The organism is Streptomyces sp. NPDC049541 (assembly GCF_044465725.1).
Taxonomy (GTDB): domain Bacteria; phylum Actinomycetota; class Actinomycetes; order Streptomycetales; family Streptomycetaceae; genus Streptomyces.
The window spans coordinates 25,369-48,236 of sequence record NZ_JBITLY010000004.1 but is presented as its reverse complement, the minus strand read 5'-3'; the positions used below and the strand labels follow the sequence as shown (position 1 = coordinate 48,236).

Annotated in this window: 17 protein-coding genes and 1 pseudogene; 7 read left to right on the top strand and 11 right to left on the bottom strand. The window is 69.5% G+C overall.

Annotated elements, in window-relative coordinates; genetic code table 11:
* Window positions 1-56: 56 nt before the first annotated feature.
* Together ACIBW9_RS16055 and ACIBW9_RS16050 are read right to left on the bottom strand one after the other, a co-directional pair.
* Entirely contained in the window at window positions 57-191 is a 135-nt protein-coding gene (locus ACIBW9_RS16055) for a hypothetical protein (protein WP_266962832.1), read from the bottom strand.
* Complete coding sequence (locus ACIBW9_RS16050) at window positions 160-1,494, bottom strand: OFA family MFS transporter (RefSeq protein WP_398955336.1); 1,335 nt, start codon at window positions 1,492-1,494, stop codon at window positions 160-162. Before ACIBW9_RS16050 ends, ACIBW9_RS16055 begins: the two co-directional genes overlap by 32 nt.
* 125 nt (window positions 1,495-1,619) lie before the next feature.
* Here ACIBW9_RS16050 and ACIBW9_RS16045 point away from each other — a divergent pair.
* A pseudogene (locus ACIBW9_RS16045) lies at window positions 1,620-2,175 on the top strand (Fe-S-binding domain-containing protein); the annotation flags it as partial.
* An 8-nt stretch (window positions 2,176-2,183) separates the two neighbouring features.
* Window positions 2,184-3,032 (top strand): formate dehydrogenase accessory sulfurtransferase FdhD, encoded by an 849-nt coding sequence (fdhD, locus tag ACIBW9_RS16040; protein WP_398955334.1) that lies wholly within the window; start codon window positions 2,184-2,186, stop codon window positions 3,030-3,032.
* A 291-nt stretch (window positions 3,033-3,323) separates the two neighbouring features.
* Here fdhD and ACIBW9_RS16035 read toward each other — a convergent pair whose 3' ends face one another.
* A complete protein-coding gene (locus tag ACIBW9_RS16035; RefSeq protein WP_398955331.1) occupies window positions 3,324-3,848 on the bottom strand; it encodes an isochorismatase family protein in 525 nt (174 codons plus the stop codon).
* A 19-nt stretch (window positions 3,849-3,867) separates the two neighbouring features.
* Entirely contained in the window at window positions 3,868-4,305 is a 438-nt protein-coding gene (locus ACIBW9_RS16030) for a MarR family winged helix-turn-helix transcriptional regulator (RefSeq protein WP_398955329.1), read from the bottom strand.
* A gap of 104 nt (window positions 4,306-4,409) precedes the next feature.
* On the opposite strand from ACIBW9_RS16030, the gene ACIBW9_RS16025 reads away from it, so the two are divergent.
* Together ACIBW9_RS16025 and ACIBW9_RS16020 are read left to right on the top strand one after the other, a co-directional pair.
* Window positions 4,410-5,327: a zinc-binding alcohol dehydrogenase family protein gene (locus tag ACIBW9_RS16025; RefSeq protein ID WP_398955326.1), complete on the top strand. Its 918-nt coding sequence runs from the start codon at window positions 4,410-4,412 to the stop codon at window positions 5,325-5,327.
* 81 nt (window positions 5,328-5,408) lie between these two features.
* Window positions 5,409-6,620 (top strand): DUF4185 domain-containing protein, encoded by a 1,212-nt coding sequence (locus ACIBW9_RS16020; protein ID WP_398955324.1) that lies wholly within the window; start codon window positions 5,409-5,411, stop codon window positions 6,618-6,620.
* On the opposite strand, the gene ACIBW9_RS16015 is transcribed toward ACIBW9_RS16020, so the two are convergent.
* Entirely contained in the window at window positions 6,556-7,605 is a 1,050-nt protein-coding gene (locus ACIBW9_RS16015) for a bile acid:sodium symporter family protein (RefSeq protein ID WP_398955322.1), read from the bottom strand. The genes ACIBW9_RS16020 and ACIBW9_RS16015 overlap by 65 nt on opposite strands.
* A 166-nt stretch (window positions 7,606-7,771) precedes the next feature.
* Between ACIBW9_RS16015 and ACIBW9_RS16010 the strand changes: the two genes are divergently transcribed.
* Window positions 7,772-8,644 (top strand): LysR substrate-binding domain-containing protein, encoded by an 873-nt coding sequence (locus tag ACIBW9_RS16010; RefSeq protein ID WP_398955320.1) that lies wholly within the window; start codon window positions 7,772-7,774, stop codon window positions 8,642-8,644.
* Between the two features lie 3 nt (window positions 8,645-8,647).
* Here ACIBW9_RS16010 and ACIBW9_RS16005 read toward each other — a convergent pair whose 3' ends face one another.
* The gene (locus tag ACIBW9_RS16005) at window positions 8,648-9,628 is read right to left on the bottom strand and encodes an Lrp/AsnC family transcriptional regulator (protein WP_398955318.1); all 981 of its coding nucleotides are present in this window, start codon (window positions 9,626-9,628) and stop codon (window positions 8,648-8,650) included.
* 118 nt (window positions 9,629-9,746) lie between these two features.
* Between ACIBW9_RS16005 and ACIBW9_RS16000 the strand changes: the two genes are divergently transcribed.
* Together ACIBW9_RS16000 and ACIBW9_RS15995 are read left to right on the top strand one after the other, a co-directional pair.
* Entirely contained in the window at window positions 9,747-11,255 is a 1,509-nt protein-coding gene (locus ACIBW9_RS16000) for an MFS transporter (protein WP_398955316.1), read from the top strand.
* 241 nt (window positions 11,256-11,496) lie between these two features.
* Window positions 11,497-13,323: an AMP-dependent synthetase/ligase gene (locus tag ACIBW9_RS15995; RefSeq protein WP_398955314.1), complete on the top strand. Its 1,827-nt coding sequence runs from the start codon at window positions 11,497-11,499 to the stop codon at window positions 13,321-13,323.
* On the opposite strand, the gene ACIBW9_RS15990 is transcribed toward ACIBW9_RS15995, so the two are convergent.
* Genes ACIBW9_RS15990 through ACIBW9_RS15970 form a run of 5 tightly spaced genes read right to left on the bottom strand, consistent with a single transcriptional unit; the run spans window position 13,320 to window position 22,842 of the window.
* Window positions 13,320-15,350: a PQQ-dependent sugar dehydrogenase gene (locus ACIBW9_RS15990; protein ID WP_398955312.1), complete on the bottom strand. Its 2,031-nt coding sequence runs from the start codon at window positions 15,348-15,350 to the stop codon at window positions 13,320-13,322. The two genes, ACIBW9_RS15995 and ACIBW9_RS15990, sit on opposite strands and share 4 nt — an antisense overlap.
* 11 nt (window positions 15,351-15,361) lie before the next feature.
* Window positions 15,362-17,611: an alpha-galactosidase gene (locus ACIBW9_RS15985; RefSeq protein WP_398955310.1), complete on the bottom strand. Its 2,250-nt coding sequence runs from the start codon at window positions 17,609-17,611 to the stop codon at window positions 15,362-15,364.
* Window positions 17,608-20,835, bottom strand: coding sequence for a glycosyl hydrolase family 28 protein (locus ACIBW9_RS15980; RefSeq protein ID WP_398955308.1), 3,228 nt, complete (start codon window positions 20,833-20,835; stop codon window positions 17,608-17,610). Before ACIBW9_RS15980 ends, ACIBW9_RS15985 begins: the two co-directional genes overlap by 4 nt.
* An 11-nt stretch (window positions 20,836-20,846) precedes the next feature.
* Window positions 20,847-21,635 carry a Tat pathway signal sequence domain protein gene (locus tag ACIBW9_RS15975; RefSeq protein ID WP_398956448.1) on the bottom strand — a complete coding sequence of 263 codons (789 nt, stop codon included), beginning with the start codon at window positions 21,633-21,635 and terminating at the stop codon, window positions 20,847-20,849.
* A 19-nt stretch (window positions 21,636-21,654) separates the two neighbouring features.
* Entirely contained in the window at window positions 21,655-22,842 is a 1,188-nt protein-coding gene (locus ACIBW9_RS15970; RefSeq protein ID WP_398955306.1) for a glycoside hydrolase family 105 protein, read from the bottom strand.
* Window positions 22,843-22,868 lie beyond the last annotated feature (26 nt).

Sequence of the window (22,868 nt, the reverse complement as noted above, 5' to 3'; positions counted from 1 at the left end):
CGCCAGGGTTGTCGGCTTCCGTCAGGCCTTCGGACATCCGAACACCTACCGAACAGTCACCCGGTGAACAGCTTCGTCGCCTTCTGTACGAGCTCGTACACCCCGTAGGCGAGCGGTGCCCCCACCCACAGCCAGGCGAAGGCGATCAGCGGACGCCGGTCAGGCGGACTCTGACTGCTGTCGTTCGACATCGACGGTCTCCTCCCTCGGTGCGGGAATGTGGTGACGGGCGTTGACGGGCCGGACGAGTTCGTTGGCGGCGAAGCCGACGACGAGCAGCCCGATCATGATGATGAAGGAGAGGCTGTAGAGGGACGCGCCGCTCTTGCCGTCGGCCTTCTGGTGGTCGGCGATCCAGTTCACGATCAGCGGTCCGAGGACGCCGGCCGTGGACCAGGCGGTGAGCAGCCGTCCGTGGATGGCCCCGACCTGGTACGTGCCGAACAGGTCCTTCAGATAGGCCGGGATGGTCGCGAAGCCACCGCCGTAGAAGGACAGGATCACCATCGCGCACAGCACGAACAGCGGCTTGGAGGAGTCGCCGAACAGGGCGATCAGCGCGTACATCACCGCACCGAAGCCCAGATAGACGCGGTAGATGTTCTTGCGTCCGATCAGGTCGGAGGTGGACGACCAGCCGATGCGACCCGCCATGTTGGCGGCGGAGAGCAGCGCGACGAAGCCGGCCGAGGCCGAGACGGACACCGGGGTCGAGGTGTTCTTGAAGAAGTCCTGGATCATCGGGGCGGCCTTCTCCAGGATGCCGATGCCGGCGGTCACGTTCATGCAGAGCACGACCCACAGACACCAGAACTGCGGGGTGCGGATGGCCGTGCGCGCCGAGACCTGCGGCCCCTGGAAGGCACTCGGCGCGCCCTCGACCGGCCGCTCGCTGCGCGGCACCCGCACCAGCAGGACACCGAGCGACATGAAGACGGCGTACGACAGCCCGTGCACGAGGAACGCGAGCGCGATCCCGGAGCTGTCGGTGCCGAACGACTCCAGCATCTGCGTGGACCACGGCGAGGCGATCAGCGCGCCGCCGCCGAAGCCCATGATCGCGATGCCGGTGGCCATACCGGGCCGATCCGGGAACCACTTGATCAGGGTGGAGACGGGCGAGATGTAACCGATGCCGAGGCCGATGCCGCCGACGAAGCCGTAGCCGAGGACGATCAGCCAGTACTGCTCGGTCGCCGCGCCCAGCGCGGAGATCAGGAAGCCGGACGAGAAGCAGACCAGGGCGACGGTCATCGCCCAGCGCGGCCCGTTGCGCTCCACCAGCGTGCCACCGAACGCGGCCGACAGACCGAGCATGACGATGGCGAGCTGGAAGGGCAGCGCGCTCTGCGTTCCGCTGAGGCCGAGCGAGGACTCCAAGGGCGGCTTGAAGACGCTCCAGGCGTAGGCCTGGCCGATGGAGAGATGGACGGAGAGAGCGGCGGGGGGAACCAGCCAGCGGCTCCAGCCGGCCGGTGCGACAGGGGGACTCATGATCCCGAACGTAGGGGAGCGGCAAGCGAGTTGAGAAGGCGGCGCGTCGACCGTATGCGATGAGCGGTATCCCGCGAGCGCCGAACGGTCGGGCCGCCCGGCTTCCCCGTCCGTGCGCGAACCCGGTCCCGGCCTGCTCCCGCAGGGCCGAGCGCGGGATGGAGGTCCGCACCGAGACGGAACGGGCCCGCCACAGCCGCAGGATCGTTCTCGAACTCCTCGCCTCCTCGGTCCAGGGTCGACGACGATCTGTACGTAGGCGACTACGACAAGTACATCCTCTGCTACGAGTGCGTGGACGCCTGCGGCGAGCAGTGGCAGAACACCTCCGCGATCTCGGTCTCCGGCCGCGGCTTCGACGCCCGGATCGCCGTCGAGCACGACGCGCCGCTCACCGACTCGGCGTGCGTGTACTGCGGGAACGGCATCGAGGTGTGCCCGACGGGGGCCCTGTCGTTCACGTCCGAGTTCGACATGCGCGCGGCGGGTACCTGGAACGAATCGGCACAGACTCAGACGACGACGGTGTGCGCGTACTGCGGAGTGGGCTGCAACCTCACTCTCCACGTGCAGGACAATGACATCGTGAAGGTCACCGCACCGCACGACAACCCGGTGACCCACGGCAACCTCTGCATCAAGGGCCGCTTCGGCTACCAGCACGTACAGAACCGGGACTGAGACACGACATGGGACGAGTCACGGAACGACGCAAGGTGATCCGCATCCGCGACGGGGCGGTCTCCTCCCGCCCGGACACGCTCGTCGCCGAGGAACCGCTGGAGATCCGGCTGAACGGCAAGCCGCTCGCGATCACCATGCGCACCCCGGGCGACGACTTCGCGCTGGCGGCGGGCTTCCTGGTCAGCGAGGGCGTGCTGGCGGAACAGGCTGACCTGCAGAACATCGTGTACTGCGCGGGGGCCACGGTCGACGGCTCGAACACCTACAACGTGGTGGACGTGCGCACGGCACCAGGTGTGCAGATCCCCGACATCACACTCGAGCGGAACGTCTACACCACCTCGTCCTGCGGGCTGTGCGGCAAGGCGAGCCTCGACGCGGTCCGTACGACGGCCCGCTGGCCGATCGCCGACACTCCCCCGGTCCGCGTCGAGCCCGAGCTGCTCGCGAGCCTCCCCGACCGGCTGCGCGCGGCCCAGCGGGTCTTCGACCGGACCGGGGGTCTGCACGCGGCGGCCCTGTTCACGGAGGCCGGCGAGCTGCTGGACATACGGGAGGACGTGGGCCGGCACAACGCGGTCGACAAGCTGGTGGGCCGCGCCCTGCAGAGCGGCGAGCTGCCGCTGTCCCGCACGATCCTGCTGGTCTCGGGCCGTGCCTCCTTCGAGCTGGCGCAGAAGGCGGTCATGGCGGGGATCCCGGTCCTGGCGGCGGTCTCGGCGCCCTCGTCGCTCGCCGTCGACCTCGCGGCGGAGACGGGCCTGACCCTGGTGGGCTTTCTGCGAGGCAGCTCCATGAACGTGTACGCGGGCGAGGACCGCATCGCTCTGCGGACCGCGGCCGCCCAGGGATGACCGACTCTCCCTGAATTGCTTCGCTCGCCTCCAGGGCGCCTCAGTCGGCGTCGAGATCCCGACCGCACTCAGCGCCTCGCGGCACCGCTGAATTGCTTCGCTCACCTCCGGGGCACCTCAGTCGGCGTCGAGCTCCCGACCGCACTCAGCGCCTCGCGGCACCGCGCGTTCGGGTCTCGACACCGACGCGTCCCTACGGCTCTCTTCGCGGCCGGTGTCCGGCGGTGCGGTGGCCGTTGGAGGGCTCTCACCGGACGGTGATGTGAGCAGGTGCGCTTTGCGTCCCGGTGGTCAGGGAGCCAACCGGACCTCGGCCGCCGTCACCACGGTTCCCAGCCGCGGGAAGTCCAGCCGCACCGACGCGTCGTGCTCGGCGGCCGTGAGTGCGGCCATGGCGTCCTCGACGAAGACCAGGTCGTAGCCGAGGTCTCCGGCCGCCCGGGCGGTGGACTCGACACCGAGGTTGGTGGCGATCCCACCGAAGACGAGCGTGTTCACGCCCCGGTCACGCAGCAGGTCGTCGAGGCCCGTGCCCTGGAAGCCGCCGATGGTCCGCTTCACGACCTCAAGGTCGCCGTCCCGGGCCAGCCCGGCCACCAGGCCGCTGCCGGGCGGCTGTTCGGTGACACCGGGGCGTTCGACCCGGACGAGCACGACGGTCGCGCCCGCCGAGCGGAACGCGGTCGCCAACTCCTCGGCGGCGGACAGGACTTCGGTGCCCTTGCGGGGCTCCAGGGGCAGCGCGACGATCCGGTCCATCAGATCGACGAGGACGAGGGCGCTGCGCGCGGGATCGAGAGCGAGGGATACGGCCATGACGGAACGTTATCCGTCGTCAGCTCTCCGTACCGGAAATCCGGATCAACAGACCCATGAACTGGTCGCGTTCGACCGCGGAGAACGGCGCGAGCAGCTCGTCGTTGGCCGTACGCGCCGCCCGCTCGCAGCGCTTGAGCAGCCGCGCGCCGTCCCCGGTGAGTGACACCGCGTTCTTGCGCTTGTCCTTGGGATCCGGTTCGCGTACGACGAGACCGGCCGACTGCAGGTCATTGAGGACGCCGACCAGGTCCTTCGGATCGAGCTGCACGCTGCGCCCGAGGTCGGCCTGGGCGACGGGGCCGAGGTCGCGCACGGCGGAGAGCACCACGTGGTGCCAAAGCTTCAGGCCCTCCGCGGCCAGCGCCTCGGCCACCAGCGCGCGGCCGCGCGCTGCGGCACGGCCCAGCAGCCAGCTGGGGAGGGAGCGGATCGCGGCGAGGGGCGCTTCGGACATGCGGACAGCCTAGCGAAAAGCCATTGGGCTTCCCAATGAAGTTCGGCTTATCGTTGGGACTCCCAATGAATTCGTCGGAAGTCACGACGGCCCCTGGAGGTGTGATGCGCCGCGTCCGCTACGAGTCCACCGGCGACCCGTTGCTCCTGGAGGAAGCCCCGGTCCCCGACCCCGGCCCCGGCGAACTCCTCGTCCGCTGCGAGGCCGTGGGCGTCACGCTCCCCGTCGTCCGCAAGGTCACCGAGGCCGCCGAGCCGATCCCGCTGGGCGGTGAGATCGCGGGCGAGGTGGTGGCCGTCGGCGAGGGTGTCGCCCGCTTCCGCACCGGCGACCGCGTGACCGGGCTGTGCTTCGGGCACGGTTACGCCGATTTCGCCCTCCTGAACGAGGCCATGGCCTCCCCCATACCGGACGGCGCCTCGGCGGTCGACGCGGTCGCCCTGGTCCGCAGCGGCCTCGTCGCCCTCGGCGCCCTGGAGACCGCCCGCCCGGAGCCGGGCGAGACGGCGCTGGTCACGGCCGCCGCCAGCGGAGTCGGGCAGCTGGCCGTGCAGTTGGCGAAGGTGCGGGGCGCGGCCCGGGTGGTGGGCGCCGTGTCGGATACCGGGAAGGCGGACTTCGTGCGCTCCCTGGGCGCCGACGACGTCGTCGCGTACGGCGACGACAGCTGGGGCGATCCCGTCGACTACGTATTGGATGCCGTCGGCGGCGAACTGCTCACCCCGGCCGTCGCCGCGCTCGCTCCGGGCGGACGGCTGGTGGCGTACAGCTCGGGCGGCGGGACGATCCAGGCGTACGACCTGCTCGTCGGCGCCAAGTCCGTGATCGGCTTCCAGATGGCGCGGATCGCCCGTGGCAAGCCGGAGCTGTACGAGCGCTGGCGTCAGGAGCTGTGGCAACTGTTCGGGGCGGGCGCGCTGAAGCCCGCCGTGCACAGGGAGTTCGCACTGGAGGACGCGGCGAAGGCGCACGCGGTGATCGAGTCGCGGAGCAATCTCGGCAAGGTGGTGCTGCGCCCCTGAGATCTGCATCGGACGGATCCCGGGACATGGCGCTGTGGCTGCCCATGGACCAGGCGAGCAACAGCCACTAACGTCCCGTGGGTGCCCGACGACGTACGAGCACGACAGCGGACGGGAACCGGCCTCGGCCTGCTGCTGGCCCTGGTTCTGGGGGCCGTGCTGCTCACCGCCCTCCCGGAGCACGGTCGGCAGGAGGGCGGCGTGTGTACACCGCACGCGGTCTCCTCGTGGTCGGCCGACGACCGTCTGACGGGTGAGTTCGCGCGCTACGGCGACGACGCGACCCGTACCGACGACTGGACCGGCGGCGACGGCACCCATTCGGTGCGGCTGCCGGACGGGCGGGTGCTGTGGCTGTTCTCGGACACCTATCTCGGCCAGGTGCACCGCCCGCCCAACGCGGTCGGCGAGTCGTACGCCTGGCGGGACACGACGGCCCCGCTGGTGCGCAACTCGGCCGTGGTGATGGACGGCAGGGGCCGCCTGGAGAGCACGCTCCCCGCACCGCTCTTCCCCGACGCCGCCCAGAACCAGTGGCGCTGGCCGGTCGCGGCCCGGGTCGAACCGCGCTCCCCCGGATCCTCCGAGAAGGTCGTCCGGGTGCTGCTGTGGGTGCGGGCGGCCGGGCAGTCCCCGTGGATCTACGGGGTGCCCACCGCCACCGAGGTCGCCACGCTCTCCCTGCCGCAGCTGCGGGTCGAGTCGGTGGTGAAGGTGCTCGACCAGAGCCTGGTGCCCGATCCCTCGCGTCGGATCCTGTTCGGTACGACCCTGGTGGAGCAGGGCGGTTGGACGTACGTCTTCGGCGGTGACGACGGGCAGGCCGCGTCCCGGCCGGCCTCGTCGGCGTATGTGGCGCGGGTGCCGCGGGGGCGGCTCGGGGACGCGGCCACCTGGCGGTACTGGGACGGTTCGGGGTGGGGGCTTCGGCCGCGGCCGGTGAGCGGGGCGAAGGTGGGCAGCGCGTTCTCGGTGGTGCGGGTGGGCCGGACGTATGTGCTGTTCACGATGGCGGCGGGGACGGCGGGGCTGACCACCGTGACCTCGTACTGGGCGTGCTCGCCCGTCGGGCCGTGGCACGGCCCGACGAGGAGCTTCAGCCCCTCGCTGCCGTCGGCGGGCGTCGCCGCGTACAACCCGCAGGTGCACCCCGAGCTGAGCGGCGACGGGCGGCTGGTGCTGAGCTACGACGTCAACTGGCTGGAGACGGGCGGCGCTTCCGCGAGCATCAACGCGAACGTGACCCTGTACCGACCTCGGTTCGTGACGCTGCGGGTGACGCGGTCGCCGTGACCTCGGCGGCTTGCTCCACCGGGTCGTGCGAGCGGCGCTTGGCGAGCACCGCGCAGACCATCAGCTGCATCTGGTGGAAGAGCATCAGCGGCAGCACGGCCAGCGAGGCGTGGGCGCCGAACAGGACGCTCGCCATGGGCAGTCCGGAGGCGAGGGACTTCTTGGAGCCGGCGAACTGGATCGCGATCCGGTCCGCGCGGTCGAAGCGCAGCGCCTTGCCGCCGTACCAGGTCAGGACGAGCATCACGGCGAGCAGGACGGCCTCCACGACCAGCAGGCCGCCCAGCCGCAGCGGGCTCACCTGGTGCCAGATGCCCTGGACCATGCCCTCGCTGAACGCGGTGTAGACGACCAGGAGGATGGAGCCGCGGTCGACCAGCCCCAGGACCTTCTTGTGGCGGGCGACGAAGCCGCCGATCCAGCGGCGCAGCAACTGCCCGGCGAGGAAGGGCACGAGCAGTTGGAGCACGATCTGGACGAGCGAGTCGGCCGAGAAGCCCCCGGCGCTGCTGCCCAGCAGGGCCGCCGCGAGGAGCGGGGTGATCACGATGCCGACGAGGGAGGAGAAGGAGCCCGCGCAGATCGCCGCCGGAACGTTTCCCCGGGCGATCGACGTGAACGCGATCGACGACTGGATGGTCGAGGGGACGAGCGTGAGGAAGAGCAGGCCCTGGTAGAGCGGGTGGGTCAGCAGGACCGGGACGAGACCGCGGGCGGCGAGGCCCAGCAGCGGGAAGATCACGAACGTACAGGCCAGGACCGTGCCGTGCAGCCGCCAGTGCTTGAGTCCGTCCAGCGCCTCGCGGGTGGAGAGCCGGGCGCCGTACAGGAAGAACAGGAAGGCGATCGCAGCCGTGGAGGCGCCCGAGGCCACATGGGCCCCCGCCCCGCGCGCCGGGACCAGAGCCGCGAGGCCCACCGTCCCGAGCAGCAGCAGGATGTAGGGGTCGATCGGTATCCAGCTCGGCCATTGCAGGCGTTTCACGGTGCTCCACTTGCTTGTCGCGGTCGGTGGGTCCGGGTCGGGTGCCCGGTGGCTGTCCGGGGCCGGAGGGCCCCCGTTCATCGTCCTCCTCCGGAAGCCGATCGGGAATCCGTCATACCGCTCTGACTGTCATCGCGTTTCGTGATGAGCAGCTACCGTTGTTCCCATGTACGACCCCTCCCACCTGCGGACGTTCCTTGCGGTGGCCCAGACGTTGAGCTTCACCCAGGCCGCCCGGCGGCTGGGGCTGCGGCAGTCCACCGTCAGCCAGCACGTGCGTCGCCTGGAGGACGCCACCGGGCGGCAGCTGTTCTCCCGGGACACCCACTCCGTGGAGCTGACGGAGGACGGTGAGGCGATGCTCGGGTTCGCGCGCCGGATCCTGGAGGTGCAGGAGCAGGCCTCGGCGTTCTTCACGGGCACGCGGCTGCGCGGCCGGCTGCGCTTCGGCGCCTCGGAGGACTTCGTGCTGACCCGGCTGCCGGAGATCCTGGAGGGCTTCCGGCACGACCATCCGGAGGTCGATCTGGAGCTGACGGTCGAGCTGTCGGGCATCCTGCACGAGCAGCTGGCCGCCGGGAAACTGGACCTGGTGCTGGCCAAGCGGCGCCCGGAGGACCCACGGGGCGAGCTGGTCTGGCATGACGAGCTGGTGTGGATCGGCGCGGAGCGGCTGCGCCTGGACGCGGACCGGCCGGTGCCGCTGATCGTCTTCCCGCCGCCGGGGATCACGCGGGCGCTCGCCTTCGAGTCACTGGAGCGGCAGGGCCGGCCATGGCGCATCGCGTGCACCAGCGGCAGCCTGAGCGCCCTGATCGCGGCGGCCCGGGCCGGCCTCGGCGTCATGGCGCACTCCCGCGGCCTGATCCCGCCGGGCCTGGTCCGGGTCCCCGAGCGCTTCGGCCTGCCCGAACTCGGCCGCGTCGACTTCGTCCTGGACCACGGCACCCGCCGCACCTCCGCCCAGGGCGCGGCGGACGCCCTGGCCTCGACGATCCTGGCGGGCGGGGTCCGGCTGCAGCGCAGGCGCGGTGGCTAGCACCTAGCGCGGCCTCGGCCGGTACGTCAGCTGCTTGACGTTGCGCAGGTACGGCGTCACCTCCACATGCTGGACGCCCTCCAGATGGCCGAGGGGGCCGCTGATGTAGTCGTACAGATCGGAGGTGTTCCTGACCACCGCCGTCGCCGTGACGTTGGTGGGGCCCGCGGTCGCGGAGACATGGGCGATCGGGGTGTGCTCGGCGAGCGCTCGGCCGACGCGGTGGAGGGCCGTGGGGGCGACGGTGAGCCAGAGGGCGGCCATCAACGGGTGGCCGACGGTCTCGGGGTCGAACTCGCTGTCGATGTAGATCGCCCCGGAGGCGATCAGAGTGGCCAGGCGTCGTTTGACCGCGGACTCCGAACGGCCGGTGGCGCGCTGGAGCTCGGGGTAGGTGGCGCGCCCGTCGCGTTCCAGGACGGCGAGCAGCGGCTCGTCCTCCGGGTCGATCCGGGCGGGGCCCGGCTCGGGGACGGGATCGGGGGTGAGGGCCTGGATCTGGTCCGGGGCGAGCGCCGAGAACTTCTGCAGCCAGCCCTGCGGGCCGCCGAAGTAGCGGTGCAGCTTCTGGTACGCGCGGATCTCCAGCAGCCTCGGAGTGCGCGGGAGCTTGCCCAGCAGGAGGTCGTCGCGGTCGCCGGCGTTGCGCGGCCGGGTGCCGAGGACGATCTCGGTGCCGCCGGAGGCAAGCCCGATCCAGCTGGTGTCGGGCCGCTTGGCGAGCGCCTCCGCGATGGTCTGGGCGCTGTCGGGGACGCAGCGCAGCCGAAGCGTCCAGTGGTCCAGGCCGAGCGCATCGCTGTCCAGGACCGCGACGACGCGCAGGCCGCCCTCGGCGCACAGCCGCCGGTAGCGGCGTGCGACGGTCTGGTCGGAGACCCCGAGCACGGCGCCGATCCGGCTGAAGGAGGCCCTGCCGTTGATCTCCAGCGCGCTCAGCAGTTGCAGGTCCAGCTTGTCGAAGACATCGGATTCCATCTCCATCCGGGCCGCTCCTGTCGGATTCCGTCGCCAGGTGCCTGGCTTCCGTTGCTATCTGCCGCTCAGCGTCCATCGTACGGAGAGATGCATTCGACGTACACGAAGCACTGGAGTTGAGGACATGCGTACATGGGGGCCGCTCACGGCCGTGTGCCTGAGCACGTTCATGTTGTTGCTGGACGTGACCATCGCGGTGGTCGCGCTGCCGGACATGGCGGGTTCACTGCATGCGTCGCTGAGCGATCTGCAGTGGGTGATGGACGGGTATGCGCTGGCACTGGCCGCGCTGCTGCTCGGGACGGGCGCCGCGGCCGACATCCTGGGCCGGCGGCGGGTGCACGTGGTGGGCGTGGTGGTGTTCGCGACGGCCTCGCTGCTGTGCGGCCTTGCGGGCGGCCCGTGGATGCTGATCGCCTCGCGAGCGCTGCAGGGTCTCGGCGGGGCGGCGATGCTCGCGACCACACTGCCGCTGCTGGGCTCGGTCTACCAGGGCAAACAGCGGTCGGTGGCGCTCGGCGTGTGGGGTGCGGTCAGCGGGGCGGCGGCCGCGGTGGGGCCTGTGCTCGGCGGGGTACTGACGGACGGGCCGGGCTGGCGGTGGATCTTCTACGTCAACCTGCCGGTGAGCGTGGCCGCGGTGTGGCTGACGCTGAAGGTCGTCCCGGAGTCGCACGGCTCGCGCGAGCGGCGCGTCGACTGGGCGGGCACGGTGACCTTCGCGGCCTTCGCGGGCGGGCTGACGTACGGGGCGGTGCGGGCCGGGGAGCACGGCTGGGGCGACACGGGCACCCTCGTGACGTTCGCGGCGGCCGTGGTGGCGCTGGTGCTGTTCGTCGTGATGGAGCGGCGCGGCGCCGACCCGCTGCTGGATCCGCGGCTGTTCCTGAACCCCCGGTTCTCGGTCGTGATGGTGGGCGCGCTCGCCTTCAACGCGGGGGCGTTCGGCCTCATGGCGTACGACTCGATATGGATGCAGTCGCTGCTCGGGATGAGCCCGGTGCGCGGCGGCTTGGTGTTCCTTTGGATGTCACTGTCGGCGTTCGTGGTGGCGGCGGCCGGCGGGCGGCTGCTGCACGGGGTGCCGGCGCGCATCACGGTCGGCGGCGGGCTGTTGCTGGTCGGCTCGGGGCAGTTCTGCATGACGGTGCTGGACGCGGCGTCGACGGCGACCGCGCTGGCGCCGGGCATGGTGCTGATCGGTGTCGGCACGGGGCTGGTGGCGCCCGGGATCGCCGGCGCGGCGCTGGCGGCCGTACCGCCGGAGCGGTCCGGGATGGCGGGCGGCGCGGTCAACACCTTCCGGCAGCTCGGCCTCGCGCTCGGCATCGCCGTCTATGGCACCCTGCTCACGTCGCGCATGCAAAGCACGCTGCCGCACGACGCGGCCCATGCGCTGGCGGGAGGGGCGGCCGGGGCCCTGCGCGGGAGCTTCTCCGAGCATGCGCTGCGGTCGGCGTTCGCGTCGGGTCTGAACACGGCGGCGGTGGCGGCGGGGCTGACCGCGTCGGTCGCCGGAGCACTGGTGATCGTCCTGGTCAGGACGGCGCGCCCCACCGGGGCGGAAGTAACGGAATCCTCCGCTCTGACGCTGACAGAAGAGGGGACGGCACCCCTCGGACAGGCCCGCTGACGGGCGCCGGGGGTGGTTACCAGGTCGTACAGATTCGGTGGAGATTACGGGACCGAAACTTACTCAACCGTCAGTTTTCTGCCCGACCCTTCCGGATGTGAGCGCATTTTCCGGCCGTGACCAGCGTGTACCTGAGCACTGCTCGGATTCGGCCCCCCTCCCGCCCTGTCGCCGTCTGGGGTAGCTTTCACGCCCTGTGCGGAGTAGCACTAAATCGGGCACTGAGGAGCGGGGAGCGGGTTTGCGCGAGTTCACCAACCCTCCGTTGACGTTGTCACCGCCGGTGGGCGGTCTGGCCGACGTCGTCTTCGGGCGCGCCCAGGAAGACCCGCTGCACATCAGCCTGGGCCGCAAGGACGACCAGGGGCAGTGGCGCGATGTGACGGCGGCGGAGTTCCGGGACGAGGTGCTGGCCCTGGCCAAGGGGCTGCTGGCCCGCGGCATTCGCTTCGGCGACCGCGTCGCGATCATGTCCCGTACCCGCTACGAGTGGACGCTGTTCGATTTCGCGCTGTGGACGATCGGCGCCCAGGTGGTGCCGATCTACCCCACGTCCTCGGCCGAGCAGTGCTTCTGGATGCTCTACGACGCCGAGTGTTCGGCGGCGATCGTGGAGCACGAGGACCACGCGATGACGATCGCCACCGTCATCGACCGGCTGCCGCAGCTGCACCAGCTGTGGCAGCTCGACAACAACGCCGTGCAGGAGCTGTACGACGCGGGCGCCTACATCGACGACGAGGTGGTGCACCGCCACCGCCAGGCCGTCACCCCCGAATCGACCGCGACGATCATCTACACCTCCGGCACCACGGGCCGCCCCAAGGGCTGTGTGATCACCCACGGCAGCTTCATGTGGGAGGCGGACACCGTCGCGGACCGCTGGGAGTCGGTCTTCCACTCCAAGAAGGGCGACGAGGCGGCGACGCTGCTGTTCCTGCCGCTCGCGCATGTCTTCGGGCGGATGGTGGAGGTCGCGGCGATCCGCCGGGGAGTGCGCTTCGGCCATCAGCCGCAGCTGAACGCGGCCGCGCTGCTGCCGGACCTGCAGGCGTTCAAGCCGACGTTCATCCTCGCGGTGCCGTACATCTTCGAGAAGGTCTTCAACGCCTCCCGCCGCAAGGCCGAGAAGGAGGGCAAGGCCGGGCCGTTCGAGAAGGCCGTCGAGATCGCCGTGAAGTACGCGGACGCCGTCGAGGCGAAGGCCTGGGGCATCGGGCCGGGCCCCTCGGCCGGACTGCGCGTGCAGCACCAGCTGTTCGACAAGCTCGTCTACTCCAAGGTGCGGGCCGCGATGGGCGGCCGTATCCGCAACGCCATGTCGGGCGGCTCGGCGATGGACCGCCGGCTCGGCCTGTTCTTCGCGGGCGCCGGCGTGCAGATCTACGAGGGCTACGGCCTCACCGAGTCCACGGCGGCCGCGACCGCCAACCCGCCCGAGCGCACCCGCTACGGCACCGTCGGGCAGCCCATCCCGGGCGTCACCGTGCACATCGCGGACGACGGCGAGATCTGGCTGCACGGCCCGAACATCTTCCAGGGCTACCTCAACAACCAGAAGGCCACCGACGAGACCCTGCACGACGGCTGGCTCGCCACCGGCGACCTGGGCTCCCTCGACGAGGACGGCTACCTCACGATCACCGGGCGCAAGAAGGAGATCCTGGTGACCTCCGGCGGCAAGAGCGTCTCCCCCGGTCTGCTGGAGGAGCGGGTGCGCGACCACCCGCTGGTCAACCAGTGCATCGTCGTCGGCAACGACCGTCCCTACATCGCCGCCCTGGTCACCCTTGACCAGGAGGCCGTCGAGCACTGGCTGACCATGCGCGGCAAGCCGCAGATGTCACCGGCCCAGCTGGTGCGGGACCCCGACCTGGAGACGGAGGTGCGGCGCTCGGTCGTCGCCGCCAACACCCTCGTCTCACAGGCCGAGTCGATCCGCACCTTCCGGATCCTGGCCCAGCCGTTCACCGAGGAACACGGTCTGCTGACCCCGTCCCTGAAGCTGAAGCGCAAGGCCATCGAGAACGCCTACGCCAACGAGGTCGAGGCGCTCTACCGGGCCTAACCGATCGTCACACGGAAGAGCTTGTCCGATCCGTCCGGCTGGTTCCCGTTGTTGTCGCAGTTGGTGGTGGACAGCCACAGCTGGTCGGCGCCCGGCACCTTGGTCACGGTCCGCAGACGGCCGTACGTTCCCACGTAGTACGCGGTCGGCGCGCCCACGCTGTCGTTGTCCCCGTTGATCGGGATCCGCCACAGCCGCTCGCCGCGCAGGGACGCCATGTAGACGACGTTGCGGACGATCGCGATACCGCTGGGCGAGGCCTCGGAGACGTTCCAGGTGGCCTTGGGATTGGTCATCCCGGCGGTGCTGCAGGTGCCCTCGCAGATCGGCCAGCCGTAGTTGGCGCCCGGCTTGATCAGGTTGAGTTCGTCCTTGGAGCTGTTGCCGAACTCCGCTTCCCACAGGCGCCCGTTGCGGTCGAAGGCGAGGCCCTGCGGATTGCGGTGGCCGAGGCTGTAGACGTAGTTGCCGAACGGGTTGCCGGGGGCCGGCTTCCCGTCCGTCGTCATCCGCAGGATCTTTCCGTTCAGGGAGTTCTTGTCCTGCGCCAGGTCGGGTGTCTGGGCCTCGCCGGTGGAGACGTAGAGGTAGCCGTCGGGGCCGAAGAGGAGCCGTCCGCCGTTGTGGTAGCGGTTCTTCTTGATGCCCTGGAGCAGGATCTTGTAGTCGCTGAGCCTGGTGCCGTCGTACGTCATGCGCACGACCCGGTTGCCCTCGGAGGCGGTGTGCATGAAGTAGACGTAGTGGTTGGTGTCCCACTTGGGGTCGACGGCGACGCCGAGCAGTCCGCCCTCGCCGTTGGTGGTGACGGCGTTCGGGACGGTGCCGACCTGGGTCTTCGTGCCGTCCTTGGTGACCTTGAAGACCTTGAAGTCGTCCCGCTCGGTGACCAGGGCGGTCTTGCCGTCGGGCATCCAGTAGGTGCCCCAGGGGATGGTCCAGCCGCTGGAGAGCGTCGCGATGGAGGACGGGACCCCGCCGTCGGTCGCGCACGCCTTCGTGGTGAAAGTGACGGTGTTGCCGGCCTCGGAGACATTGCCGGCCGCGTCCCGGGCGACGACGTTCAGGCTGTAGGGGCTGTTGCAGGCGAGCCCGGTGAGCGTGGTCGACGTGCCGCTGGTGACCGTGTCGTAGACGGTGGTGTCGCTGCGCACGTCGTAGGCGACGACCCCCTTGTCATCGGTCGAGGCGCCCCACTTGAGGTCGGCGCTGTTGGCGGTGACGTTGCTCGCGGACAGCGTGCCCGGCTTGCTCGGCGGGGTGGTGTCGGAACTGGCCTTGGTGGTGCAGTCGACGACCGGGCTGGCGGACGAGGTGTTGCCGGCCGCGTCGCGGGCGATCACCGTGAGGTTGTAGTCGGTGTTGGGGGTGAGCCCGGTCAGCGCCTTGGAGGTCGAACTCCCCGGCGCCTCACTGATCTTGTTGCCGTGCTCGTAGATGTCGTACGCGCTCACCCCCACGTTGTCCGTGGACGCCCCCCAGGCCAGGGTGAGGGAGTCCTCGCCGATGTCCGAGCAGCTGGGCTGTCCGGGACGGGTCGGGGCCTGGGTGTCGGCGGCCGCGTCGAGGCTGATCCGGTCGAGGTTGGGGCCACCGTTGGCGGTGGTGGCGGTGGCCCGGATCTTGTCGGTGCCCGCGGTCAGCGGGACGTTGACGGTCTTGGTGACCCAGGTGTTCCAGTCGGCGGTGGCCGGGAAGGACACCCCGGAGGCGACGACCGTGCCGCCCACGGAGATGTCCATCGGCCGGTCGGTGGAGGTCCCGTTGGCGTAGCGCAGGGTGAGGGCGGAGGTGCCGGCGGAGGCCGCGCTCACCGTGAACTCCACATAGGAGCCCTTGACGTTGGTGTAGTCGACGAAGCCGGTGCCGGTGTACCCGGTGTGGTTGGTGGCCACGGTGCCCTGCGAGATCAGGGCGTCCTCGGCCTGGTAGTCGGTGGCGGCCAGCGCGGTGCCCTGGCCGAGTCCGGCGAGCGGCAGCGCCAGGGCCGCCGCGACGCCGTACGGCAGAACTCTTCTGATGTTCACGGATGTTCCCCTCAGCCCGTGTACTGGGTGAAGACCTTGAGGTAGTCGTACGGCTGCTGTGCCACGCCGCTGCAGGCGTCGCCGTCGGTGCCCGAGCCGCAGGCCCGGTCGCGGTTGACCGCCCAGTAGGTGAGCCGTCCGATGTGGTGCTGCTGGGCGTAGGCGAGCATGGTCTTGAAGTCGGCCACCCGCACCCGCTCACCGGAGTCGTCGGTCTTGCCGTTCATCGACGACAGCCCGATGTGGGTGTAGGCGGTGGCGTCGCTGTAGCCGTACGCCGACTTCACCTGGGCCTTGAGTCCTTCCATGGCCTTGGTGGTGAGACTGCCCATGTTGGTGGTGCCGCCGCCGAAGTCGAACGGCATGATGCACCAGACGTCGTTCGCCAGACCGGAGTTGGCGGCCCGCTTGATCATGTCGACGCCGGTGGAGTCGGGGCCGCTGGCGGTGGTGCCGAAGGTGACGACGGTCTTCAGGCCCGGGTTGTTCGCCTTCACCGTCTTCAGCGCGTCGACCACCCGCTGGCGCACGGTCGCGTTGGACCACTCGGTGTTCTCGATGTCGATGTCGAGCGCCTTCAGCTTGCAGGCGTTGATCACCTTCTGGTAGGCGCCGGCGAGCGCGGAGGCGCTGGAACACTTCTCGCCGAGCTTGTTCCCGCTCCAGCCGCCGACGGAGACGACGACGTCACCGCCCGCGCCTCTGATCGCGTTGATCGTGGACTGGTCGCTGCCCCCGGTCAGCGGGCGGGAGCCGTCCCACTTCGGGTTGCAGGTGCCGTCGGAGAGGATGAAGGCGAGCGTGAACCACTTGACGCCGGTCGCGGACATCACCGAGGTCGGGTTCTGGGGGCTGCCCCAGCCGAGGTACTCGTAGGGGGCCACGGCGAACCCGGGTGAAGCCGCCGCCGCCTTGAGGGAGTTGACGGGCTTGACCCGGATGAGCCGGGTCTCGCCCGGACGCAGGGTCGCGCTGTAGGAGTCCGCGATCACGCCCTTGTGGGATCCGGACCAGAGGTCGGTCACGTCACCCGAGCCGCTGAAGCCGACCTGCGACCAGTTCACGCTCACCGTCGCGTTGCCCGAGCTCCCGGTGTTGAACAGGGCCACGACGTACTGCCCGTCGCTCTCCTTCTTGCTCCAGACCTGTCTGACACCGCTGCTCACGATCCGCTTGGCCGCGACCCCGTCCTGGTCGACGCCGATCAGCCGGTCGTTGGTCAGCATCGCCTTGTCGACGGAGTCGAGTTGGGTGAGGTCGGTGCCGAGCAGCAGCGGGGCCGCCGCCATCGACCACAGCGTGACGTGCGAGCGGCGCTGGTCGGCCGTCAGGCCCACCTGGTCGCCGTTGCCGATCTCCAGCGAGTCCAGGTCGTTCCAGCCGCCGGGGCCGGCGTACGGCTGCCAGGAGGCGGCCGAGTCGAAGCGCTTGGAGACGTGGGACCAGTCGGTCAGCGGATAGCCGCTGCCGTTGCTGCCCGGACCGCAGTAGCACTCGACGTCACCCTGGGTGCGCCAGCTGTTGGCCAGTTTCCGCCAGGTGGACGCATCCGCGATCGGCAGGTTGTTGGACAGGGCGAAGCTGATGGGCCGTCCGCTGGCCCGCAGCGCCTTGTCCCAGGCCTGGACGTCGGGGATGTCGGCGCTGCCCACCCCGTCGATCTTCAGGTAGTCGACACCCCAGGACGCGAACTGCCTGGCCCAGGAGTTGACGAACTCCTGCGCGCCCGGCTTGGAGTAGTCGATGTAGTACATGTTCTTGCAGTTGTAGTTCTTCTCGGTCCTGGACGTGTCCGCGATGTCCTTGGCGTGGTACGAGGTCCCCTCGATCGGCGTGTTCTTGGTGACGGCGTTCTTCGCGATGCCGGGTGTGACGTAGAAGCCGAACTTCAGGCCCTTGGAGTGGACGTAGTCGGCCACTCCCTTGATGCCGTCCGGGAACTTGGCGGTGTCGACGGCCCAGCGACCGTAGCCGTCCACGGTGAAGCCGTTGCTGTCGCACTTCTGCCAGAAGTCGTCGAGGTTGACGTAGACGAAGCCGTGGTCCTTCAGACCACTGGAGACCAGCGCGTCGGCCTGGGCCTTGATCTTCGCCTCGGTCGGCGTGCGGCGCACGAAGCTCCAGCTGGACCAGCCCATGGCGGGACGGACGGACTGGCCGTTGTCGGAGGCGGCCGCCGGGTGGGCGGTGCCCACGAGCGGCACCGCCGCGGCGAGCAGCAGGCCCGCCGCCGCGGCCTTGAGCGATCTGAGACGGATCATGGCTGTCCCCCGTTCGCGGGTGTGGCGTACGACGTGCCGATCCACGCCTCGTCGACCCGCAGTCGCTGGTAGCGGGTGGTGTCGCTGGAGGCGGCCCAGGTGGTGTCGACCTCGAGCCGGACGTAGCGGGCGCTCGCGGCGGTCAGGTCGATGCCCTGGATGCCGCGGCGGCTCGGCAGTTGGCCGGACTTGACCGCGCTGCCCCAGGTCGAGCCGTCGTTGCTCAGGAACACCTTGTAGTCCTTGATCCGCGCGGACTGCTCGGTGTCAGAGCGGGCGTAGGCCACGGAGTCCTCGCGCTGGTTGATCCCGATGTACTGCACCTTCTTGGCCGAGCCGAGGTCGAAGGTGAGGTTCACGGGGAGCGTCTTGTTGTTGTCCCAGTAGGTGAGGTAGTCGCCGTCGCCGGCCGCCGTCGCGGCGTGCCCGCTCGCTGAGGTGCTCGCGCCGACCTTGACGCCGGTGAGGAGGCCCTGGCGGCCGGCCGTCGTGACCTTGAAGACCGTGTCGTACGGGTCCCAGTCGCCGAGCCCGCTCAGGGTGAGCACGCCGCCGGACTGCGACCACGAAACCGCCTTTCCGGTACGGAGGTTGGTGACGGAGGCGATGCGGTAGCCGTTGTCCCGCACACGCAGGGTGCTGGTGCTGGGCGGGGTCAGGACGTGGATGTACTGCCGGTTCTGGTCGTCCTTGGCGATGGTCGTCACCCCGTATGCGCCGTCGTTCCAGGCGCCGGGCTTGAGCCCGCCGTACATGTAGCCGCCGCCCTCGGTGCCGTGCAGGGACTCCCAGATGGGGTCGAGGTAGGAGTCGGCGAAGGTGTTGAAGGATGCCTGGTTCGACGGGAACTTGCCGTTGACCTGGGCCGTCTCGGCCATCAGCGCCTTCACCGAGGAGCCGGCGTTGGTGATGAGGCGGCCGAGGGTGAGCGCACGGTCGACGGAGGGGTTGGAGCCGTCGTACCACCACGCACCGGTCGAGGGCAGCTTGAAGTCGGCCTCGGTCAGGCGGGGTTGGGCGGTGTAGACGGCCTGCGGGTAGTCGTAGGCCGGGGTCATGCCCGTCTTCTGCTCATTGCTGATCATGTCCATGATCGGCGTGTCTTCGTTGTTGTTGCTGAGCGTGTAGTTCGGACGCTTGTCGTAGATCTGCTGGTAGAGGTTGTGGCTCTCCCAGTAGGAGTTGTCGTTGTCGATCCAGAAGCCGCCGAGCTCGGGGTAGCGGTCCATGACCTCGAAGAAGTTGTCGTAGCTGAACTGCCCGAAGCCGTCGCGGGTGGTCAGGTCGACGTTCTTGCCCTTGTAGGCGGAGTAGGCGGCCGAGTCGAGCCACTCGTGGCCGCCCTCGTCGTGCCACTTCGGGTCGTCGGTCATGTAGAGGATGACCTTCAGGCCCTTGGCCTTGGCGGCGGTGATCAGCTCACCGAGGAAGTCCCGCCTGGTGGAGCAGGATCCGGGGATCTTCGACGGCCAGGGGCGGGCGTAACCGAGGCGGCTGTGGAAGGTGGCGACGACGAGGTACTGGGTGTGCAGTTTCTGCGCCTCCTTCACCCAGTACTCCGGTGTCCAGCCGCCGCTCGTGACGTCGTTCTCCCAGGCGGTGCAGCTGGTGTGGGCGGGTGCGGTGCGCAGGCCCCAGTGCAGGAAGAGACCACCGACGGAGTTGCGCAGGAAGTCCTGGCGGGGGTTCTCCAGGTCGAGAGGCCGTACGGTGCGCGCGCAGTTCTCGGTGGACCCGCTGCTGGACACCCGCAGGGTCACGCCGCTCAGGCAGTACCCGTCGACGTCCTGGAAGCCCAGGTCGTACGGGGAGGCGGAGCCGCGCCCGGCGGTGAAGCCGGTGAAGCGGATGTCGCTCGCCGCGTTGGCGATGACCGCGGGGCGGCCGTCGTCCGCCGCGAACTTGACCGAGCTGTCGGTGAATTGGACGTTGTCGGCGTTGTGCAGGTACCAGCCGTACGCCGGGCGTGTGCCGATGGCCTTCGGGTTGTAGTCGCCCGGGTCGTTGCCCGGCACCGAGGTGGACATGGGGGCGTGGCCGCCGGGCACGGTGATGCGGACGTTGTGGAAGGTCACGCCGTTGATGCGGTGGCCGGTCTCGCCCCACAGGGTCGGGCTGAAGGACGGGCTGTTGCCGGTGGCCGTGACGTTGTCGTAGGTGATGTCGCTGATCGATCCGATGCCCGGGCTGTTCCCGCATCGTTTCCGGGTGCCGATCTTCTCCATGATCGGTGAGTGGACGTTCGTCATCGTGATGTCGCGGTAGTGGACGTCGGAGATCTTCGCGCCGTCCATCGACACCATCCCGAGGCCGGACTTGTCCGCGCCGTCGATGCGGATGTTCTCGAACTGGTAGTCCGAGAAGTCTCCGCAGGTCTCGGAGCCGAACATGAGGGCGTTGCAGCACTTGGCGCCGAGCGTCGAATCGCTCACCCGTACATGGCCGTTGGGCAGCTTGGCGCCGAGGGCGTAGTCGCTCTTGAAGACCAGGGCGTCGTCGTTGGCGTGGATGGTCGCGTTGGTGATCGTGGCGTCGGTCGTCGAGATGACGTTCCAGCCGTCGCGGTCGCTCGCGGTGTCGATGGTCAGACGGTCCGAGGTGACGTTGTTGCAGCCGTTGATGAGCGCGGCGAAGTGGCCGCCGCGGCGCAGGGTGAGTCCGTCGCCGATACGGAGTCCGTCGCAGCGCGTCAGCGAGATGATCTTGTCGGCCTCGCCGGACTTCGGGTTGCCGGTGATCAGGTTGCCCATGCCGTCGATGACGCCCTGTCCGACGAAGCCGATGTCGGTCAGCCGGTCGCCGTAGATCATCGCGTCGTGGAAGTGGCTGTGCCCGTAGTCCTGGTAGGCGTCGTACGGGTTGGCCTCGGCCTTGTCGTAGGTGTCCGCGCCGGAGCCCTGGATCGTGGCCCCCTTGTCGAGCTGGAGCGTCACATGGCTCTTCATGTGGATGGTGTTCTTGGACTTGTAGGCGCCGGCGGGGAAGCGGACGATTCCGCCGCCGGCGGCCGAACTCGCCGCCGTGATGGCCTTGTTGATGGCCGGGGTGTCGTTGGCGGAGCCGTCCGCCTTGGCTCCGTAGTCACGGACGTCGTAGACGACGGCGGTGTGCGGGGTGCGGTGCGGGGCCGCGAGCGCGGCGGGGTGGGCGAGTCCGAGGACGACGGCGATGACGAAGAACACGATCGCCGCCGGCCCCGTCCGCCGGGCGATGGGGGGTCTCATATGACGGCCTCTCAGACGAGTTGGTAGCCGCGGAGGTTGGTGAGCAGCAGATAGGTGTCCTGCAGGGACCCGGAGGTGTCGCCGAGGGAGCGGTAGATGCCCCACTTCGGGCGCACCCGGTCGGCCAGGAAGGTGTCGACGCCGGTCTTCGACGCGTCGACGACGGTGGAGCCGCCGGACTTGAGGATCCAGCGGACCGAGCCCGCCGAACCGTTGCCGACCTTGATCTGGAAGTCGACGTCGGTCCATTTGTCGTGCAGCGGGTCCAGATCGGTGCGGCCGACCAGGATGTCGTCGATGGCGAGCTTCAACTCGATGGTCTGCCTGCCGTTCACCCGGCGCAGGGACTGGACCACGATCGGCGAGGTGCCGTTGCCAGGCTGCTTCATCTGCATGATGTGCGTGAAGGTCGTCGTGGCCTTCAGCGAGCTGGGGATGTACATCGAGTACGTGACCCGCCAGGTCTGGCCCTCGGTCCACTTGAGGTAGGTGCCGCCGCTGCCGTTGCGCAGGCCGGTGACCTCCTGGCGCTGGCGGTCCGTCGAGGTGTCGCGGTCGACGGTGTGCATGGTGAAGCGCCAGTTGTTGCAGGTGGCGAAGATGTGCGGATGGCCGGCGGGGTGCGAGTCGGCGCGGTCGTCCTCGACCGTCTCGAAGGCACCGAGGCCGTCACGGCTCGCGGACGGCGCCCACTTCTGCTGCCAGGTGGCGGCGTGGGCGGTGGTGGCCGGCAGACCGACCGTTGCCGTGGCCGCGCCACCGAGAGCGGCGCCCAGCAGCAGCCTTCTCGATGCCCCCATTCTGGATGTGTTCATGACATTAATCACCTCGCAGTTGCTCGTTCATGATCAGAAAGGCGCCCAGGCCGTGGAAGTCGTTGGTGGCCCGGGTGCGGGCGATGTAGTACGCGTAGTCGCCGACGTTCGTGCCGACGGAGATGTCGGCGAGGTCGGTACGGCCGTCCGGGCCGGTCGAGAGCTTGGCGAGCACCCCTTGGTAGCCCCGGCGGGCGACGTCCGCGTAGTGCGGGTCGAGGTAGCGCTGCTGTGCCCCGCGCGACAGGGCGTAGGTGAACATGCTGGAGCAGGACGTCTCGGTCCAGTTGCCGCTCCGGCCGCCCTTGTCGATCACCTGGAACCAGCGTCCGGTCGCCGGGTCCTGGTACTTCTCCAGACCGGCGGCCAGCTTCCGGAAGATGCCGAGGAGTTGAGCCCGGCGCGGATGGTTCGCGGGGAGCGCGTCCAGCACATTGACGACCGCCATGGAGTACCAGCCGACCGCGCGGCACCAGTGCTCGGGGGCGAGCCCGGTCTGCGGGTCGGCCCAGCTCGCGCTCTTCGACTCGTCGTAGGCGTGCCTGAGCAGACCGTTCGCCACCTGCAGATGGCTGCCGTACACATACAGCTGCCTGGCCGCCTCGTCGTCGGTGTACGTGCTGTCGCCGAACTCCTTGCCGTACTCGACGAGGAACGGGTTCACCATGTAGACGCCGTCCGACCAGAGCTGGTGGGCGCGGGCGGCGGAGTCCGCGTGCCAGAAGCCGCCGTCGGTGGTGCGCGGGTAGGTGCTCAGGCGGTCGACGATCTTCTTGGCCGCCTTGCGGTAGCGGTCCTGGCCGGTCTCATGGTGCAGGATCACCAGCAGCCGCCCGGCCTGCATGCTGTCCAGGCTGTTGAAGGACTGGCTGATGGAGCCGTCGCTCTTCACGAAACGGTCGACGTAGTCCTTGATGTAGGCCAGAGAACGGGCGTCGTGGGTGCGCCGGTACGTGAGGTACTGGCCGTAGAGGTAGAGGCCGACCGGGTAGGACCAGCCGCCGATGGTGCTCGGGGTGTAGCGGGCCATGGTGGTGTCGACGACGGCCGCGGACCAGTCGGGGGCGGCGGCCCGGAGGTGTGCGGACGCGGGGGCGGCGGGCGGAGCCGGTGTCGCCGCCGGCAGGGTGACGAGGCCGGCGGTGACGAGGGCGAGGGTCGTCAGTGCCGTCCGCAGACGTCTGGGGCTCATCGGGGCCTTCCTTCGTGGAGACCCCG